Genomic DNA, 17,400 nt, shown 5'->3' on the forward strand with positions numbered 1-17,400 from the left:
GCCCTGGAGGTGCCGATTTCCTGCGGGCCTGAGTTCCGGGGGCCTTGGGTTCGTCGAGTCGAGATGCCGCACGCGCGTTCGTTTCATCCTGTTGCGTCGAGTGTCACCGGCTTTCTAGCGCCCGGGCGTCCGAAGGCGCGCGCGACGTCGGCACCGTCTCCGACGCCCTCCCCTCCGTCTCGTCCGAACATCCAACGCCTTCGATCGATGGACGTTCAGCCGTGACGGATTCGGACGAGATCGGGACACAGCGTGTCTCGTGGCTCGGGCGTCACATCTATCTCAACAATGGCGTCCTGTTGCTGTCGATGATCGCGATCGTGCTCATCGCGCTCTGGGACGGCCGCGCCGATGCCCTCCGGAGCGCCAAGACCTCGACCGAGAATTTGCAGGAGATGGTCGCTTCCGCGGTCGACAATTATCTCGCCATGGGCGCGTTCGTCGTCGACATGACCGCCAGCGAGATCAGCACGTCGAACGACCCCTCGCCCGATGCCGGTGCGCGGCGAGCGATGCGCCTGCAAAGCGCCCTCGGGCAGATGCGGGGGCCTCGTCCCTGATGGTGTTCGACGGTGCCGGCCAGCTCGTGAGCGGGGCCGGCGATCTGCCGATAGGGTCCGCCCGCGACGCGCTATACCGAGACCTCGCGAGCCAAGCCGGCGCGCGGGCATCGTTGAGCAAGCCCTTCGCCGATCCCGATTCCGATCACATGAGCGTCGCCTTGACCCGGCGATTGTCCAGTCCGGACGGAACGCCTAGCGATCTCGTCGCCCTCACCCTGCGCCTCTCCTACTTTCGCGACCTCTTCGTCAAGCTCGCCGTCGGTGACGGCGGCGCCGTCGCGCTCATCCGCGCCGACGGGACCGTCTTGCTGCGCCAGCCGTCGAGCGGCGCCCTGCGCACGAACGCGGACGTCGCCGATCGCCCCGCCTTCCGCGCCATGCTCGCCGAGCCTTCCGGCTTGATCGATCTCCCCCATGCGACCGCGGGCGCCCCGCGCCTCGTCGCGTTCGGCGCCATTCCGCGCTTCAGCCTCATCGCGGCGGTCTCGACCTCCTACACCTCGATCTATGGCGGGTGGGAATGGCGGGCAATCGCGATGGGCGCGGTGATGTTCGGCGTCTGCTTCCTCGCTCTGATGCTTGCCGTCGCGCTGCGCCAGGAACTCAAACGGCGCGTCCGTGCGGAGACGCATCTGGCGACGCTCGCGATCACCGATCCTCTCACCGGCCTCGCCAACCGCCGCCGCTTCGACGAAGTGCTCGAACGCGAATGGCGGCGCACCGGGCGAACGGGGTCGTCGCTGGCGCTCCTGATGATCGATGCCGACCGCTTCAAGGACCTCAACGACATGTTCGGGCATCTGCGCGGGGACGAGATTCTGCGCGCGCTCGCCCGGATCATCGCGCAGAGTGTCCGGGAAACCGAGGACCTCGCGGCCCGCTATGGCGGAGAGGAGTTCGCGGTGATCCTGCCCGACATCAGTGCGGACGAAGCGCTGCGCGTCGCCGAGCGGATTCGCGTGCGGACGGGGCAGGAGCGTGTTCAGGCGTCACGCAGCGTATCCTGGGATCTCTCGGTCAGCATCGGCGTCGCCTTCGCGCGGCCGGATCTGTCCGCGCAGGCGATCGACCTCATCGAAGCCGCCGACCGCGCCCTCTACGCGGCGAAGGACGGCGGGCGCGATCGCGTCGTGGTCACCATCATGACGGAGCCGGGCGAGGCGCCGCGCCACCAGGATCGCGCCGACGGCGCGGCGCTCAGGTCCCCGGCTGGGTGACGAGGCGGGCGCGCGCGACGACCGAACCGTTGCGCAGATCGACCACGATCGCCATCCGTCCTTCCGGCGCATCGACCACCATGGTGAGGAGATCGCCGCTCGTGTTGGACGACAGGATGGTCGCGCCGGACGGCGCCGGCACGGCGATATCGAGGGGCGCGCCGGTGTGCGCCGTGCTCGGCCTGTTGACCGTGCGGTAGAGGATCGCCGAAAAGACCGCGATGAGACCGGCCGCCATGGTGACGCCGGAGATGCGGACGAGGCGCGTCAAGCGCCGCTGCAGCCGCTCCGCCGCCGGATCGAGCGGCGCTTCTTTCTCGTCTTCGGACATGGAGGTCTTGGTGAGCGGCATGGGCGGGCGAAAAGCCTCCGGACGAAAGACGAGCGGCGACACGACGGGCGGCGAAGACCGCAGCCCCGCGGCACTGGACGCTCCATACGACGGTTCGACCGAGGCGCGCTACCCCGCGCCGACGGCCGAGGAGGATGCCACGCCCGCGGCGGATCTCGATCTCACAGGCGACGCCGAGAATCTGTTCGACGACGAAGCGCTCCTCGACGACGAGGAGGCGGAGGTCGGCGGCGAAGTGGCCGGCGGCTTGATCGAGACCGTGATCGAGGACGGGACCCCGACCGGACGGCTCGATGCCGTCCTCGCCGCCCGCTTGGTCGAAGCGCTCGGCCCCGAGGCGCCGAGCCGCGCACGGCTTCAGGCGCTGGTGAAGGCCGGGAAAGTCACTGTCGACGGCCGGATCGTGCACGAATCGAGCCGAAAGATCGGCGCGGGTGCGCGGATCGCGGTGGAATTGCCCCCGCCCGAGCCGGCGACGCCGGAGCCCGAGGCGATTCCCCTCGACGTCGTCTATGAGGACGAAGCCCTGATCGTGATCGACAAGCCGGCGGGGCTCGTCGTCCATCCGGCGGCGGGTCACGCCCGCGGCACCCTCGTCAACGCCCTCCTGCACCATTGCGGCGACGATCTTTCGGGCATCGGCGGCGTGCGGCGGCCGGGCATCGTGCACCGGCTCGACAAGGACACGTCCGGCCTGCTCGTCGTCGCCAAGACCGACCGCGCCCACCGGGGGCTCGCCGCACAGTTCGCCGATCACGGGCGAACGGGCGCGCTCGAACGGGCGTACATCGCTCTCGTCTGGGGGGCACCGCGCGCCGGCGGCGGAACCATCGACGCCCCCCTCGCCCGCTCGACCGCGAACCGCCAACGCCGTGCGGTGGCGAGGTCGGGCGGCAAGGAGGCCGTCACCCATTATACGGTGCTCGAGCGCTTCGGCAGCGGCGACGAGCCGATCGCCTCGCTCATCGAATGCCGGCTGGAGACCGGCCGGACCCATCAGATTCGCGTCCACATGGCCCACATCGGCCATCCCCTCGTCGGCGACGAGGAATATGGCGCGGGCTTCCGCACCAAGGTGAACCGCCTTCCGGAGCCGGCGCACTCCCTGGCGGCGGCATTCGGCCGGCAGGCGCTGCACGCCGCGGTTCTCGCCTTCGAGCATCCCGTCACCGGCGAGATCCTGGAGTTCGAGAGCGATCTGCCGGACGATCTCGCAGCGCTGGTCGAGGCTTTCCGGGCCATCCCGTGAAGCGCGCGCCCATCACTCGATGACGGCACCGTGAAGCGAGCGGCCGCGGTGCCGCCTCCGAAAAGGGTCGCGCTTTCGACATAAACGGCGTTATAGTCGGACGGTGCAGCGTGCCGAGAGAACGCCTTCCTGCGCCCAACCCCATCGGGAAATCCCGATGAAGGGCGAGGAACTGGAGGCCCGCCGCAGCCCTTCTCCGAGAAGAGGTGCGGTGTGTCGCATGGGCGCTGCGCGGGTCCTGCCCGACCGGGGGGACACGACTCGAACTCGAGGAGGGCGCAATCATGGCCCAACCGTCTCTTCCCGCGATCGCTGCCGGCGAAGGCGGCCTGTCGCGTTATCTCGAAGAGATCCGGCGGTTCCCGATGCTGGAGCCGCAGGAAGAATACATGCTCGCCAAGCGCTACAAGGAACACGACGATCCGGCGGCGGCGCATAAGCTCGTGACTTCGCATCTGCGCCTCGTGGCGAAGATCGCGATGGGCTATCGCGGCTACGGCCTGCCGATCGGCGAGGTGATCTCCGAAGGCAATGTCGGCCTGATGCAGGCCGTGAAGCGGTTCGAGCCCGACAAGGGCTTCCGCCTCGCCACCTACGCGATGTGGTGGATCAAGGCCGCAATTCAAGAATATATCCTGCGCTCGTGGAGCCTCGTGAAGATGGGCACCACGGCGAGCCAGAAGCGGCTGTTCTTCAACCTGCGCAAGGTGAAGGGTCAGATCCAGGCGCTCGAGGACGGCGATCTTCGCCCCGAACAGGTCGCCCAGATCGCGACCAAGCTCGGTGTCAGCGAGGAGGACGTCATTTCGATGAACCGTCGCCTCTCCGGCGACGCCTCGCTCAACGCGCCGATCCGCGCCGATTCCGAATCCGGCGAGTGGCAAGACTGGCTCGTGGACGAGTCCTCGACCCAGGAACAGGTGCTGGCGGAGAGCGAGGAGCTCGCGAACCGCAAGCAGCTCCTGAAGAACGCCCTCGGCGTCCTGAACGACCGCGAGCGCCGCATCTTCGAAGCGCGCCGCCTGTCGGACGACCCGATCACGCTCGAGGATCTCTCGACGGAATTCGGCGTTAGCCGGGAGCGCGTGCGTCAGATCGAAGTGCGCGCCTTCGAGAAGGTCCAGGACGCGGTCCGCGATGCGGCACGCGAGATGGAGCGGCCTCGCCGCGAACTCGAGCGCCCTCAGGCCGCGATCGGCGCGTAAGGGTGGGGCACGGCGGCACTGCCGTGCCGTTCCTCCCCTCCCGTCGGCCCTTTCGGTGAAGGGGCGCGAAGGGCGGACGAGGCGGTAAGGTTCAACGCCGAGCGTTGTGACAAAGCCTTTTCCAAAGATGACCGTTGACGTGATGGCCCCTCGTCCGGCACTTCGCGCCACCTTCTCGCCGCTCGCGGGGAGAAGGAAGGATGGGTACCGTCTCGTCTCAATCGCATCCTCGCCCGGCAGTGCCGGGCGTTTTTGTATGCGGGTGGAGCTTCGCCCGCGCCCTATTCGGCGTGCTTGTGCCGGACGCGCTGGACCAGGAGCCAAAGCCCGACGATGACTGGCGGCACTGCGATCGCGCTCGCGATCGCCGGATCGACGGGGAAGCCCGCTTCGTGCAGGCCCTCGGCGACTTTGCCGATCAGCGCCACGACATAATAGGTGATGGCCGCGACCGAGAGGCCCTCCACCGTCTGCTGCAGTCGGAGTTGAAGCCGCGCGCGCAGGTTCATCGACAGGAGGAGGTCGCGGTTCTGCTGTTCGAGCTCGACGTCCACGCGGGTGCGCAAGAGGTTGGCGGCGCGGGCGATGCGGGTGGCGAGCGAGGCTTGGCGATCCTCGATCGCCTTGCAGGTGCGCATCGCCGGACCGAAGCGGCGCTGCAGGAAGCCCTGCCAACTGCCGTATCCCGGGAGCCGCTCCTCCTGAACCGAGGCAAGCCGTTCGTTGACGATCTCGTTGTAGGCGCGGGTCGCCGCGAAGCGGTAGGCGGAGGCCGCCGCTTCCGCCTCGATCTCGGCGGCGAGGCGCGACAGCCGTTCAAGCAACACTTGGTTGTCTTCGAGCCCACGGGCGGTGCGCATCGCACCCGAAATCTCGACGAGTTCCCCTTCCATGCGCCGCACGGCGGGATCGAGTTTCTGGGCCTGCGGCAGACCGAGCAGCGCGAAGGTGCGATAGGTCTCGATCTCGATGAGGCGCTGGACGAGGGCGCCGGCGCGCGTCGGCGCCAGATCCTCGCCGAACACGCGGATGCGGGTGAAGCCGTCGGCGTCCTGACGGAAGTCGGTGGCCGCGATCGCCTCGCCGCCCGCCATACGGGCGACGCAGAGGCTGATCGGATCGAACGGCTCGAGGCCGACATCGAGCAGATCCGGCATCGGCAATACGTCCACGCGCACGGCCGCGACGAGAAGGCCCGGCTGCACGAAGCCGCTGGCGAAGGGATGTTCCGGCAGCCGGCCCGTGCCGGGCGCCGCATCGAAGGTGTAGGTCGTGTATTCGGTGTGCTGCTCCCACCGCAGCGTGCCACCATGGAGTACGAGATGGTGGTGTTTGATTTCCGCGCCCGGGCCGGGCACGCCGCAACTCCGGCACAGCCGCTCGAACGCGGCGCGGTCGGAGGCGGCCGCCTCGGGTGGCGTCGCGAAAGCCAGATGAAGAATGATGCGCGGCGTGTCGATGAGATGGAACGGGCGTGCGTGCATCTCCCCGAGCAGGGTGGGCCGCTGCGGGTGCGCCTTGAAGCCGAACGTGCTGCCGACCAAGTCGGCGTGATCGTCGCGCATGGATGTGTTAGCCCCACCTCGTGTCCACGAACCGCAGCCGACCGTCCGGTCCGCGCCGCTCGAGGCGTCATCTGAGCGATGCGATGCCGTTCACGCAAGCGGCGTCGTCGTCGCGTTCGGCGCCGATTCGGGCTGAACCGTCCGGCTTACGGCAACATTCCCGTTGCGCTGCCGCGAGCGGAGCGGCGACACGCGGGAAGAGCCTTGACACCGCCCGCAGGTCGGTGATGGCTTCCCGACCGATCGACAAGAGCCGCGTGCCGGCAAAAACGAGAGAGAAAGATGGCCCACGCCTCCGACACCGGCCCACTGCCTTTTCCGGTTCTGCTCGCCGACATCGGCGGCACCAACGGACGGTTCGCCTTGCTCGAGGACAAGCAGGCCAAGGTCACGGTCTTTCCGTTCGTCCACACCAAGGATTATCCCTCGCCTGTCGAGGCGGCGCGCGCCGTGCTCGCTGCGGCCGGCGCTCCGGCGCCGCGCTCCGCCGTGCTCGATCTCGCCGGCCCGCTCGACAACGAACGCATCGTCCTCACCAATGCGGCCTGGGAATTCGAGCCGCGCCGCCTCGTCGCCGACCTCGGGCTCGAAGATCTCGTCCTCGTCAACGATTTCGAGGCGCTCGCCCTCGCGCTGCCGGTGCTCGCGGGCGACGACATCGTCCACATCGGCGGCGGCGCGCCGCATCCGTCGGGGCCGCGGGTCGTCGTAGGCCCTGGCACGGGCCTCGGCCAGTCCGGCCTCATCCACAGCGGCCAGCATTGGGTGCCGATCCCGAGCGAGGCCGGGCACGCCGATTTCGGCCCCATCACCGACGAGGATTTCGCGCTCTGGGCGAAGCTCGAGAAGAGCCACGGCCGCATCACGCCTGAGACCGTGATCTCCGGTCCGGGCCTTCTGCGCCTCTATCACGCCGTCGTCGCCGTCAACGGCGCGACGGCGATCGCCGCGACTCCGGCGGACGTGACCGACGCCGCCGACCGCGGCGATCCGCTCGCGATCCACACCCTGCGCCTCTTCACGATCTATCTCGGCCGCTTCGCGGGCGATCTGGCGCTGACGTTCCTCGCGACCGGCGGTGTCTTCCTCGCCGGCGGCATCGCCCCGAAGATCGAGAACTTCCTGACGGACGGCACCTTCCGCGCCGCCTTCGAGGACAAGGCGCCGCTCGCCAAGCTCGTCAGCGACATCCCGACCCTGCTGATCCGCCATCCGCTGCCGGCCATCGAAGGCCTCGCCGCCTTCGCCCGCGACCCGCGGCACTATTATGTGCCGGCAAACCACCGCCACAAGCGGGAGGGGTGACCGCCCCTCGGAGATCGCACCCACGGGGCGGCGGACGAACCTCGACGCCCGCGCCCACGGGCGGAGGCGGATCCTTCGACGTCTGAGTGCCGAGCCGGCGAAGCGTCAGAACCTTCGGCCGTTGTCGGCGGGGGCCGGCAACGCGACCCTCCACCAAGTCTCCACACGACCTCCACCGAACGTCGGCGTTCGGAGGATATCGGTCCGCGGCCGCCTCGTCGCAGAGGGGTGACGAAAGCGAGGACCGAGCGCATGACGGCGACGCCGACGACCCACCGCGCCATCAAATATCCAGCGGCGATCCGGATGCTGCACTGGATCAGGGCGGTTCTGATCTTGGGGCTGATCGCATGCGGCTGGTTCATGACGGGGCGCGCCGAAGATAGCCCCCTGGCCGCCGTTCTCTATCCGAACCACAAACAATTCGGCGTCCTGGTCTGGCTTCTCGCGGTGGTGCATCTCGCCCTTCGCCGGCATTACCGCGCCGTGTTGCCCCACGAGCCCAAATCGCTGAAGCCTTGGGAGAAATGGCTCTCCCACATTATTCATCGCCTGATCATCGCGATGACGCTCCTCACCCCCATGCTCGGCTATGCCATGTCGAGCAGCCTCCCGGACGGCGATGGCGTACCGTTCTTCTTCCTGTCCCGCGTGCCGGAAATCCTGCCGAAGAGCGAGACGGCCTTCTCCGTCTTCCAGACGCTGCACGAATATTCCGCATATCTTCTGCTGGGCCTGATCGTCCTGCACGTGGCCGGCGCGCTCAAGCATCGGCTGGAGGACAGGAACGGCGAAACCGACGTTCTTCCCCGAATGCTCTGAGGGGACCGCGCAACACCGGCACGACGCTCTGCCGGCCCCGGCGCCATCGTCAAGGACTGCGCGAGGCTATCCCCGCGGCCGCGACATCCGCACCGGCGGGGCGGTGACGGGATCCTCGGGCCAGGAGTGCTTCGGATAGCGCCCGCGGAGATCGGCGCGCACCGCACTCCAGGACCCGCGCCAGAAACCCGGCAGATCGCGGGTGATCTGGATGGGGCGCTCGGCCGGTGACAGCAATTCCAGCACCAGGGGCACCTTGCCGTCGGCGATGGTCGGATGAACGTCGAGGCCGAACAGGTCCTGGACCCGCACCGACGCGGTCGGCGAATCGCGGTCGTAGTCGATGGGCGCCGGCCGGCCGGCCGGCGTCTCCAGCATCGGCGGGGCATGCCGGTCGAGATCGTGGCCCCGGCCGCTGGGGAGCAGCCCTTCGAGCGCTGCTCCGAGCATCGCCGGGGTGAGCCCGTCGAGGCGCATCACACCCGGCGCGTAGGGCAGCAGCCAATCCCGCAGACCAGCGGCCAGGACAGCGTCCGACACGTCGGGCCACGGCTCACCGAGAGTCTGCCGGAGGAAGGCGAGACGGCCCCTGAGGCGCACGAGGCCCGCCGTCCACGGCAGCGCGGCGAGGCCGAGCCGCGCGAGGCCGGCGGCGAAGGCCGCATCCGCGGTCTCGCCCGGCGGCACCGCGATCGGCTCTTCCGCGAGCACCACGCGGTCGAGCCGCCGCACGCGCCGGGCCCGGACGGCGCGCGCGCTTTCGTCGAAGGCGATCTCGATGCCGCTCTCGATGCGCTCCGCAAAATCGCTTTCGATCTCGTCGCGCGCGATCGGCGCGGCGAGCAGGATGCGGGCGTTCTCGGCCGCGCCCTGAAGCTCTGCCACCGCGAGATAAGGCGCCTTGGCGAGCGCGTCGGCGGGATCGAGCACGCCGCCGCGCCCGTTGGCGAGGCGGAAGCGGCCGGGTGCGCCGCGCGCCTCGGCGAGGCGATCGGGAAAAGCGAGAGCGAGGACCGCACCGGCCCGCTCGGGATCGACGCCGCCCTCCCCCATCCCCGCGGCCGGATCGGCGGCGGTGAGCCAACGGCGCGCCAGGGCACGTCCCTCGTCGGCCCGGCGGCCGCGCTCGGTGCGGAACCGGCGCAGGCGCTCGCGCAGATCGGTGTCGGTGCCGCCGAGCCCCCGCTCGGTGAGGAGCAGGGCGACCTCGGCGGCGAGCCGCCCCTCGCCCCGCGCGGCCGCGCGCAGCACCATGTGACCGAGGCGCGGATGCAGCGGCAGGCGGCGCAGCCGCTCGCCCTCCGCCGTGAGCCTCCCGGCGGCGTCGAGCGCATCGAGCCGGCGCACGAGGTCGGCCGCCTCGCGCCAGGCCGGGGCCGGCGGCGGATCGAGAAACGGCATCGTGGCGGGATCGGCGACGCCCCAGGCGGCGAGGTCGAGCACCAACCCGGCGAGGTCGCTTTCGAGGATCTCCGGCCGATCGTGGGGCGGCAGCGCGGCGGTCTGTCCTTCGTCCCAGAGCCGGATGCACACGCCCGGCGCGGTGCGGCCGGCGCGGCCCCGACGCTGATCGGCCGACGCGCGGGACACCCGGACCGTCTCGAGTCGCGTCAGCCCCGTCGCCGGTTCGAACACCGGCCGGCGCGCCAATCCGCTGTCGACGACGATGCGCACGCCCTCGATGGTCAGCGACGTCTCGGCGATGGAGGTCGCCAGCACCACCTTTCGGCGGCCGGCTGGCGCCGGCCGAATCGCGGCATCCTGAACGGCGGGATCGAGCGCGCCGTAGAGCGGGGCGAGATCGGTGTTCGCGGCAAGCCGCGGCCCCAGCCGCTCGGCTGTGCGCAGGATATCGGCCTGGCCCGGCAGGAAGGCGAGCACCGAGCCCTCCTCCTCGGCCAGGGCGGCGACGATGGCGTCCGTCATCGTGTCCTCGACCCGTCCTCCGGGGGCGCGCGGGCGATAATATGTCTCGACGGGGAAGGCCCGCCCTGCGCTCTCGACCACCGGCACGCGGCCGAGCACATCGGCGAACCGCCGTGCCTCGATGGTCGCCGACATCACGACAAGGCGGAGATCCGGCCGCAGCGCGCCCCGGGTCTCGATGGCGAGCGCAAGGCCGAGATCGCCGTCGAGGCTACGCTCGTGGGCTTCGTCGAAGAGCACGGCGGCGATCCCCTCGAGGGCGGGATCGTCCACGATCATCTGGGTGAAGACGCCCTCGGTGACGATCTCGATGCGCGTCGCGGCGGAGATCTTGCTCTCCATGCGGACGCGGTAGCCGACGGTCCGGCCGACCGGCTCGCCGAGGGTCTCGGCCATGCGGCGGGCGGCAGCGCGGGCGGCGAGCCGGCGTGGCTCAAGAACGATGATGCGGCCGTCGTTGCGCCAGGGCGCATCGAGGAGCGCGAGGGGCACACGAGTGGTCTTGCCCGCCCCCGGCGGCGCGACGAGGACGGCCGCGCCGGTCCCTTCGAGCGCGGCGCGCAGGCCCGGCAGCGCCGCCTCGACCGGCAGCTCCGAGGCCGACAGCCCCGCGCCCGGCAATCCCTCGTCTCGCGTCGTCATGCCCCGATCCGTCAGACGAAGAGCTCGCCTTCCTGGATCACCACGGCGTCGCCACCGATGCGGGCATTGGCGATCGCACCACGCGCGATCTCGAGCTCCAGGCGGATCAGCGACGGGCGGCCCATTTCGACGCCCTGTTCGATCGCGACCTTGTGCTCGCCGTCCGGCGGCGCGTCGAAGCGGTGGACGACGCCGGCGAAGGCCGACGCGGCCGCCCCGGTCGCCGGGTCCTCGCCGATGCCGAAGGTGGGCGCGAACATGCGGGCGTGGAAGCTTGCGTCGGAGCGGATCGTATCCCGGCAATACAGATAGACCGAGGCCGGCGCGTCGGGCCCGAACGCGCTCTTCCACAAGGCGAGGATCGGCGCCGCCTTGCGGGCGGCGTCGAGGTTCGCCACCGGCACGAAGGTGAACGGAACGCCGGCATCGTAGGCCGACGGCACGTGGTTCTCGAAGCCGATCTCGCTCGGCAACAGGCCGAGGGCACCCGCGACCGCATCGCGATCGAGCGTGCAGGGAATTGCGCCGGCAATGCGCGGCACGTCGAACTCGGCATAGCCGGCGCGGTTGCTCGCGGTGGCGACCCCGCAGCGCACGGGGCCGACCTCCTCCTCGATCACCACCACGGCGTCGCGTCCGGCGGCATCGCCCTCGAACCGATCGAGGGTGAGGAGAACGGCGGCGCCGACGGTCGGATGGCCTGCGAAGGGGAGTTCCCGAGCGGGCGTGAAGATGCGCATCTTCGCCGTGTGCGCCGGGCCATCCGCCGGCAACAGAAACACCGTCTCCGACAGATTGAAGCCGCGGGCGATCGCCTGCATCGCCTCGCTCGTGAGGCCACCCGCGTCGCGCACCACCGCGAGGCCGTTGCCCGTCAGCGGCGTATCGGTGAAGACGTCGAGCACCGCAAACCGTCGCGCCATCGTCGTTCTCCCTGAAGGCTCACCGACCGGCGAGCAGGTGTTCCAGCACGATGCGGGTATAGCGGGGAATCTCGTCGCGTGCAGCGTCCTCGACGCGGCGCGCCACGGCGACGTCGGCGAGTTCCGGATCGGGATCGGCTGCGAGGAACGCGCGCACGCGGGAGATCAGTTCGTCCGTCGACAGGTCGAAGCGCAGGCACTCGACGAGGGCGACGATCGGGCCGTCGCGGACGAGGAGCAGACCCTCGCTGCGGGCCTCGGCGGCGATGTCGAGCCCGGTCTCCTCCGCGGCCTCGCGCCGAATCGACGCGAGCAGATCAACGCGTCCGTCGGGCCTGAGGTCCGACGCATCCGGCGTGCCGCCGACGAACTTGATCGCCCCGGGCGTCGCCGTCTGAGCTCCCATCCGGCCGAGCAGAACATCGCCCTCGCGGCTCAGGAGGGCGGCGCAGCCGAACAGGTTGAGGAGCCCCTCGCCCTGCCATTCGATCAAGGCGAGCAGAGTCGCGAAGCCGGCGGTGCGGGCCGTGCCGACCAGCGCTCCCCCCTCCAAAGCGAGATCCTCGAACAGGAAGACGCGGCCGTTGTAGAGGGCCGGGTTCGAGGCGACCAGCGGCGCCCAGAACGCCGCGATCTCCGCCTCGCGCGCAGCCTCGAAGGCGGCCTGCCCGTCGCGGTGATGGATCTCCACCCGCTCCACGGCCGCGACGGCGAGAGAGGCGATCGGGCTCGTCGTGGCTTTCATCAGGGTCTCCGAAGGCGGATGTGGATAAGCGACGCGCGGCTCGAACGGAACCGGTGCGACGTGCGCGGCGGCAGGTCAACGGCCCGCGGCGCCGCTGTCAACCTGCGATGGACGGGGTGCACAAATCGCTTGCAAGGCGTCCGGCCGCGTCTATCTTCATCAAATCGGCCTTCGCGCTGTCAGGAGCCTTTCAGGAGCGGAAAACGCCCGCGGCCCGGCGATGCGAGGCGCCAGTTCGGGAGGCATTCTTGACGGACAGCGTATCGGCCGCCGCGCCCTCGGGGCGCCCCGTCGTCGTCCTTGAAAACATCCGCAAGAGCTTCGGACAACTTGAAGTTCTGAAGGGTGTCTCGATTTCGGCAAAGGTCGGCGACGTCGTCGCCCTGATCGGCGCCTCGGGCTCCGGCAAGAGCACGCTCCTGCGCTGCACCAATCTCCTCGAGATTCCGAATGACGGGCGGGTCGAGATTTCCGGTGAGGAGATTCGCCTCGAGAGCCGCCGCGGCGTCCGCGCCGTCGCCGACCGCAAGCAGCTCCAGCGGGTGCGCAGCCGGCTCGGCATGGTGTTCCAGAGCTTCAATCTGTGGCCCCACATGACGGTGCTGCAGAACGTCATCGAAGCGCCGATCCACGTCTTGAAGGAGAGCCGCGCGGCCGCCATCGAGCGCGGCGAGGCCATGCTCCAGAAGGTCGGACTTTACGAGAAGCGCGACGTCTATCCCTCGTTCCTCTCGGGCGGCCAGCAGCAGCGCGCGGCGATCGCCCGGGCACTCGCCATCGAGCCGACGGTGATGCTGTTCGACGAGCCGACCTCGGCGCTCGATCCCGAACTCGTCGGCGAGGTGCTGCGCGTGATCCGTGGGCTCGCCCAGGAGGGCCGGACGATGATCCTCGTCACCCACGAGATGGCGTTCGCGCGCTCCGTCGCAAGCCACGTCGCGTTCCTCCACAACGGCCAGATCGAGGAGGAAGGTTCACCGCAGAAGGTCTTCGGCGAACCTGTCAGCGAGCGCTGCCGGCAGTTCGTCAGTGTGCAGCATCACCACCATTGATCTGCCCGGCCGTGAACAACGATCGGCGGATGCCGGCGAGAGCGCGCGGGGCCCGGCCACCGATCCGGCCGGCCGCAGCGGCTCCGAAGAGGAGAGCGTCGGCCCGCGGTCGCGCCGGGTCCGGAAGACCGGCCGTCCGATGACCGGACCGGCGCGCTCCTCTTCCACCCTTTTCCACCGCCCCGCCTTCGGGCCGGGCACCAGACCGGCGGCGACGCCGGCGAACCGAGCAGCGGCCCGAAAGAGGCCGTTCTCAACAATCAACCTCAGAGGTTCCTGATGAAAACCACTCTCCTCCGTCTCTTCGTGGGCGCCGTCGCGCTCGTCGGCGTCGGTGCCGCCGCCCAGGCCGAGACCATCCGCTTCAGCGTCGCCGCCGAACCCTATCCGCCGTTCGCCTCCAAGAACGCCGCCGGCCAGTGGGAAGGCTTCGAGGTCGATCTCATCAAGGCGCTCTGCGACAAGCTGAAGCCCGACACCTGCGAGCTGAAGGAAACCGCCTGGGACGGCATCATCCCGGCGCTGACCTCGAAGAAGATCGACGTCATCTTCGCCTCCATGTCGATCACCGACGAGCGCAAGAAGACGATCGATTTCTCGATCCCCTACTACAACACGCCCGCGGCCGTGGTGGCCGAGAAGGACTCGACCATCACCACCGATCCGAAGAGCTTCGAGGGCAAGACGGTCGGCGTGCAGACCGCCACGATCCACGCCAACTTCGCCGACCAGAAGCTGAAGGGCATCGCCGAAATCAAGATCTACAACACCCAGGACGAGGCGAACTCCGACCTCGCCGCCGGCCGCATCGATGCCACCATCGCGGATTCGGCCGCGCTCGAGCCGTTCCTCGCGACCGAGGCCGGCAAGGGCTACGCCTTCAAGGGCTTCTTCGACAAGGCGGACCCGATCTGGGGCGCGGGCGTCGGCGCCGGCATCCGCAAGGGCGACACCGAGCTCCTGAACAAGATCAACAAGGCCATCCGCGAGATCTATGCGGACGGCACCTACGAGAAGATCGAGAAGAAGTACTTCACCTACGACGTCGCGACCCCGCCGAAGAGCTGAGCCTTCCACCGTCGGCGTTCGATGCTCACGCCGCGAACGCCGGCGACGGCCCGTGCGGCGCGCTCTCCCGAGCGCGCCCTCTCTTCCACCCGATATTCGGACCGGCCGCCCAAGCGGGCTCGCGGCGGAACCGAAGCGCGTAAGGGGGCGACGCGAACGACATGGCCGCGTTTTTCACAACGCTCGGCTGGGGCCAGGAAAGCTGGGCCTATCAGCTCTTCATCGGTGCGATCACCACGATCGAAATCTCGATCGGCGCCTTCGTCGTCGGCCTCCTGATCGGCACCTTCGTCGCCTGGGTGAAGCTCTCCGGCAGGACCATCCCGGTCGCGATCGCCAACGCCTATTCGACCATCTGCCGGTCGATCCCCGAAGTCCTCCTCATCATCATCCTGTTCTATGCCGGCCAATCGGCGCTGACCTCGCTCCTGGTCTCGGTCGGCTTCGCGGAGAACGACATCGCGATCTCCGGTTTCGCCGCGGCGATCGTCGTGCTCGGCCTCGTCCAGGGCGCCTACGCCTCCGAGATCATCCGCGGCGCCATCGTGGCGATCCCCAAGGGCCAGATCGAGGCCGCCAGCGCCTACGGCATCGAAGGCTTCGGACGCTTCCGCCGCATCATCCTGCCGATGATGCTGCCGCTCGCCATCGGCGGGCTCTCCAATCTCTGGATGGCCATCATCAAGGATTCGGCGCTGATTTCCGTCGTCGGCTACAACGAGCTCCTCTTCGCGACCAAGCAGGCGGCCGGATCGACAAAGCAATATTTCGCCTTCTTCCTGTTCGCGGCGGCGATCTATTATGCCATGACCCTCGTCTCCAACGCCGGTCTCGCCGCGCTCGAGCGCCGCATCCGGCGCTGGACGCCGCGCGCGATCTGAGGGGGCCAGGACGATGGAATTCTTCTGGCTCCCCAAATACGGTCCCCTCCTCCTCGAAGGGCTGTGGCGGACGATCCTGCTCGTCGTGATCTCGGGCTCGTTCGGCTTCGTGTTCGCGATCCTCGTCGGCCTCGGCCGCGCCTCGCGCAACGCCGTGCTGTCGCGGTCGCTGCTCGGCTTCACGAGCGTGATCCGCGGCACACCGCTCCTCGTGCAGATCTTCCTGCTCTATTACGGGCTCGGTTCGGTGTTCGCCGGCACGCCGGCGATCCGCCATTCGATCTTCTGGCCGTTCCTGCGTGACGGCTTCTGGTACGTCGTCGTGGCACTCATCATCTCGAACGCCGCCTATATCGGCGAGGTGGTGCGGGCGGCGCTCGCATCCGTGCCGCGCGGCGAGATCGAAGCGGCGCGGGCCTACGGCATGTCGCCCCTGCAGGTGGCGCTCAGGATCTGGCTGCCGCGCGCCCTCGGCGCGATCCTGCCGACGCTCGCCGGCGAGACCGTGCTGCTCCTGAAATCGACGGCGCTCGCCTCCACGGTGACGGTGATCGATCTCCTCGGCGCGGCGAACGTGATCCGCGCCCAGACCTACAGGACCTACGAACCTCTGCTCTTCGTCGCCGCCGGCTATTTCGTCCTCACCCTCCTCATCGAGCAGGGCTTCCGGGTGATCGAACGGCGCACCGGCAAAGCGTTCAAGCGGTAGGAGCGCGCCGGCCCGTCTCCCGATCCGTGCGGAAAGTCACCGATCTCCCGGCAGGGCCTGCGCCACACTGGCGGCGGTTCTCAAAGGAGCCGGCGATGCCGCGCGATCTCTACAGCCCCGACCGGATGGAGGCCCTCGCCTTCCTCCAGCTCGATTATGCCGAAGCGGCGATGGACGCCGTGTTCGCCATCTATCGGCACGGCGCCCTCTCGCGGGACGCGATCCGCGCGCGGGCGGACGCGATGCGGAAGGCGGACGAGATCGCCGCCTTCCTCGACCTTCCGCACTGGAACGACTGAGCAGCCGACTCTCTGCTCTCGCTCAGGCCGAGTGCCAGCGCAGCGACATACAGGAGAGGCCGGCGTCGATCTTGGCGATCTCGATCACCGAGAGCGGCACGACGGTGTAGCCGTGGCGGGCGAGCATGTCCGCGGTGCGGGGATAATTGGCGCCGACCAGGACGACGTCGTTGACGCGAAGCGCATTGGCCGCCGCTTCCTCGCCCTCCGGCACGATCAGCACGCCGAGCCGGTCGAACACGCCGGATTCGGCGAGCCGGGCGGTCGAGAGGACCGTGTCGCCGTCGATCAGCGAGCAATCGCTCTTGAAGTGGAGCACGCCGGCGGGCGTCGCCACGATCTCCGCCTTGCGGCCGAGCCGGCCGAGGGCGGCGACCAGCGCCTCGGCGCCGGTCTGGTCGGTGCGGGCGGACAGGCCGATGAGGATGCGGTCGGGCGTCGTCAGCACATCGCCGCCGTCGGCGTAGCCGGCTTCGAGGTCGAGCACGCGCTCGAAGCGGCGGCGCAGCACGGGGGCGATCTCCGCCGCCTCGCCGAGCCGGCTCTCAGCACCCGGGCGCAGCACGACGGCACCCTCGGGGAACACCAGCGCAGGGTCCTCGACGAAGATCGAATCGGGGAAGGCTTCGAGCGGCGGCAGCACCTCGACGGCGACGCCGGCGGCCTCCAACGCCTGGATATAGGCGGAGTGCTCGGCCTCGACGCCGGCGAGACTCGGCTCGCCCTGATCGACGGCGCGCAGGCCGTTCACGACCGAGGACGCCGGACGGCGGACGATGGCGTTGTCGAAGGCATAGACGGGCACGCTCACGGTGCTTCTCCTCCCGATATCGGCTCCCCTCGCCTACAGGGCGGGGAGAGCCGCCGCAAGCGCGGC

General features: G+C 69.3%; 17 protein-coding genes. 11 read left to right on the plus strand and 6 right to left on the minus strand.

Features of this window, described 5'->3' with window-relative positions:
- Positions 1 to 221 precede the first annotated feature (221 nt).
- Both F0357_RS01960 and F0357_RS01965 read left to right on the plus strand, forming a co-directional pair.
- Positions 222 to 560 carry a hypothetical protein gene (locus F0357_RS01960; RefSeq protein WP_153478160.1) on the plus strand — a complete coding sequence of 113 codons (339 nt, stop codon included), beginning with the start codon at positions 222 to 224 and terminating at the stop codon, positions 558 to 560.
- Entirely contained in the window at positions 560 to 1,780 is a 1,221-nt protein-coding gene (locus F0357_RS01965) for a GGDEF domain-containing protein (RefSeq protein ID WP_153478170.1), read from the plus strand. The genes F0357_RS01960 and F0357_RS01965 overlap by 1 nt, the downstream gene beginning before the upstream one ends.
- Here the strand turns inward: F0357_RS01965 and F0357_RS01970 are convergent.
- Positions 1,761 to 2,132 (minus strand): hypothetical protein, encoded by a 372-nt coding sequence (locus F0357_RS01970; protein WP_208948172.1) that lies wholly within the window; start codon positions 2,130 to 2,132, stop codon positions 1,761 to 1,763. The genes F0357_RS01965 and F0357_RS01970 overlap by 20 nt on opposite strands.
- Between F0357_RS01970 and F0357_RS01975 the strand changes: the two genes are divergently transcribed.
- Together F0357_RS01975 and rpoH are read left to right on the plus strand one after the other, a co-directional pair.
- Positions 2,122 to 3,381, plus strand: coding sequence for an RluA family pseudouridine synthase (locus F0357_RS01975; protein ID WP_312861413.1), 1,260 nt, complete (start codon positions 2,122 to 2,124; stop codon positions 3,379 to 3,381). The genes F0357_RS01970 and F0357_RS01975 overlap by 11 nt on opposite strands.
- Positions 3,382 to 3,665: 284 nt before the next feature.
- Positions 3,666 to 4,586, plus strand: coding sequence for an RNA polymerase sigma factor RpoH (gene rpoH / locus F0357_RS01980; protein ID WP_153478174.1), 921 nt, complete (start codon positions 3,666 to 3,668; stop codon positions 4,584 to 4,586).
- 281 nt (positions 4,587 to 4,867) lie between these two features.
- On the opposite strand, the gene F0357_RS01985 is transcribed toward rpoH, so the two are convergent.
- The gene (locus F0357_RS01985; RefSeq protein WP_153478176.1) at positions 4,868 to 6,151 is read right to left on the minus strand and encodes a DUF3422 family protein; all 1,284 of its coding nucleotides are present in this window, start codon (positions 6,149 to 6,151) and stop codon (positions 4,868 to 4,870) included.
- A gap of 282 nt (positions 6,152 to 6,433) precedes the next feature.
- Here F0357_RS01985 and glk point away from each other — a divergent pair, with 282 nt between their 5' ends.
- Positions 6,434 to 7,456, plus strand: a complete 1,023-nt coding sequence (glk, locus tag F0357_RS01990) for a glucokinase (RefSeq protein WP_153478179.1) — start codon at positions 6,434 to 6,436, stop codon at positions 7,454 to 7,456.
- 252 nt (positions 7,457 to 7,708) lie between these two features.
- Entirely contained in the window at positions 7,709 to 8,278 is a 570-nt protein-coding gene (locus F0357_RS01995; RefSeq protein WP_153478181.1) for a cytochrome b, read from the plus strand.
- Between the two features lie 66 nt (positions 8,279 to 8,344).
- Here F0357_RS01995 and hrpB read toward each other — a convergent pair whose 3' ends face one another.
- Genes hrpB through F0357_RS02010 form a run of 3 tightly spaced genes read right to left on the minus strand, consistent with a single transcriptional unit; the run spans position 8,345 to position 12,514 of the window.
- A complete protein-coding gene (gene hrpB / locus F0357_RS02000; protein ID WP_153478183.1) occupies positions 8,345 to 10,846 on the minus strand; it encodes an ATP-dependent helicase HrpB in 2,502 nt (833 codons plus the stop codon).
- 11 nt (positions 10,847 to 10,857) lie between these two features.
- Positions 10,858 to 11,769, minus strand: a complete 912-nt coding sequence (locus F0357_RS02005; protein WP_153478185.1) for a PhzF family protein — start codon at positions 11,767 to 11,769, stop codon at positions 10,858 to 10,860.
- 19 nt (positions 11,770 to 11,788) lie between these two features.
- Positions 11,789 to 12,514 (minus strand): NUDIX hydrolase, encoded by a 726-nt coding sequence (locus F0357_RS02010; protein ID WP_153478188.1) that lies wholly within the window; start codon positions 12,512 to 12,514, stop codon positions 11,789 to 11,791.
- Positions 12,515 to 12,762: 248 nt separating this feature from the next.
- Between F0357_RS02010 and F0357_RS02015 the strand changes: the two genes are divergently transcribed.
- The 5 genes from F0357_RS02015 (at position 12,763) to F0357_RS02035 (ending at position 16,523) form a co-directional block, all read left to right on the plus strand.
- Positions 12,763 to 13,566: an ABC transporter ATP-binding protein gene (locus F0357_RS02015; protein ID WP_246161299.1), complete on the plus strand. Its 804-nt coding sequence runs from the start codon at positions 12,763 to 12,765 to the stop codon at positions 13,564 to 13,566.
- 279 nt (positions 13,567 to 13,845) lie between these two features.
- Positions 13,846 to 14,634 (plus strand): transporter substrate-binding domain-containing protein, encoded by a 789-nt coding sequence (locus F0357_RS02020; RefSeq protein ID WP_153478192.1) that lies wholly within the window; start codon positions 13,846 to 13,848, stop codon positions 14,632 to 14,634.
- A gap of 161 nt (positions 14,635 to 14,795) precedes the next feature.
- Positions 14,796 to 15,515, plus strand: a complete 720-nt coding sequence (locus tag F0357_RS02025; protein ID WP_153478194.1) for an ABC transporter permease — start codon at positions 14,796 to 14,798, stop codon at positions 15,513 to 15,515.
- 13 nt (positions 15,516 to 15,528) lie between these two features.
- On the plus strand, positions 15,529 to 16,224 hold the full coding sequence (locus tag F0357_RS02030; RefSeq protein ID WP_153478196.1) for an ABC transporter permease: 696 nt from the start codon (positions 15,529 to 15,531) through the stop codon (positions 16,222 to 16,224).
- A 95-nt stretch (positions 16,225 to 16,319) separates the two neighbouring features.
- A complete protein-coding gene (locus F0357_RS02035; protein ID WP_153478199.1) occupies positions 16,320 to 16,523 on the plus strand; it encodes a hypothetical protein in 204 nt (67 codons plus the stop codon).
- A 22-nt stretch (positions 16,524 to 16,545) separates the two neighbouring features.
- Here F0357_RS02035 and F0357_RS02040 read toward each other — a convergent pair whose 3' ends face one another.
- Complete coding sequence (locus F0357_RS02040; protein WP_312861414.1) at positions 16,546 to 17,334, minus strand: dimethylarginine dimethylaminohydrolase family protein; 789 nt, start codon at positions 17,332 to 17,334, stop codon at positions 16,546 to 16,548.
- Positions 17,335 to 17,400 lie beyond the last annotated feature (66 nt).

The organism is Segnochrobactrum spirostomi, assembly GCF_009600605.1.
GTDB classification, from domain to species: domain Bacteria; phylum Pseudomonadota; class Alphaproteobacteria; order Rhizobiales; family Segnochrobactraceae; genus Segnochrobactrum; species Segnochrobactrum spirostomi.

Bases quoted from the DNA above. Each gene is read 5' to 3' on its own strand.
- F0357_RS01965 (WP_153478170.1), top strand. From the start codon at position 560: ATGGTGTTCGACGGTGCCGGCCAGCTCGTGAGCGGGGCCGGCGATCTG.
- F0357_RS01970 (WP_208948172.1), bottom strand. From the start codon at position 2,132: ATGCCGCTCACCAAGACCTCCATGTCCGAAGACGAGAAAGAAGCGCCG.
- rpoH (WP_153478174.1), top strand. From the start codon at position 3,666: ATGGCCCAACCGTCTCTTCCCGCGATCGCTGCCGGCGAAGGCGGCCTG.
- F0357_RS01985 (WP_153478176.1), bottom strand. From the start codon at position 6,151: ATGCGCGACGATCACGCCGACTTGGTCGGCAGCACGTTCGGCTTCAAG.
- glk (WP_153478179.1), top strand. From the start codon at position 6,434: ATGGCCCACGCCTCCGACACCGGCCCACTGCCTTTTCCGGTTCTGCTC.
- F0357_RS01995 (WP_153478181.1), top strand. From the start codon at position 7,709: ATGACGGCGACGCCGACGACCCACCGCGCCATCAAATATCCAGCGGCG.
- hrpB (WP_153478183.1), bottom strand. From the start codon at position 10,846: ATGACGACGCGAGACGAGGGATTGCCGGGCGCGGGGCTGTCGGCCTCG.
- F0357_RS02005 (WP_153478185.1), bottom strand. From the start codon at position 11,769: ATGGCGCGACGGTTTGCGGTGCTCGACGTCTTCACCGATACGCCGCTG.
- F0357_RS02010 (WP_153478188.1), bottom strand. From the start codon at position 12,514: ATGAAAGCCACGACGAGCCCGATCGCCTCTCTCGCCGTCGCGGCCGTG.
- F0357_RS02020 (WP_153478192.1), top strand. From the start codon at position 13,846: ATGAAAACCACTCTCCTCCGTCTCTTCGTGGGCGCCGTCGCGCTCGTC.
- F0357_RS02025 (WP_153478194.1), top strand. From the start codon at position 14,796: ATGGCCGCGTTTTTCACAACGCTCGGCTGGGGCCAGGAAAGCTGGGCC.
- F0357_RS02030 (WP_153478196.1), top strand. From the start codon at position 15,529: ATGGAATTCTTCTGGCTCCCCAAATACGGTCCCCTCCTCCTCGAAGGG.
- F0357_RS02035 (WP_153478199.1), top strand. From the start codon at position 16,320: ATGCCGCGCGATCTCTACAGCCCCGACCGGATGGAGGCCCTCGCCTTC.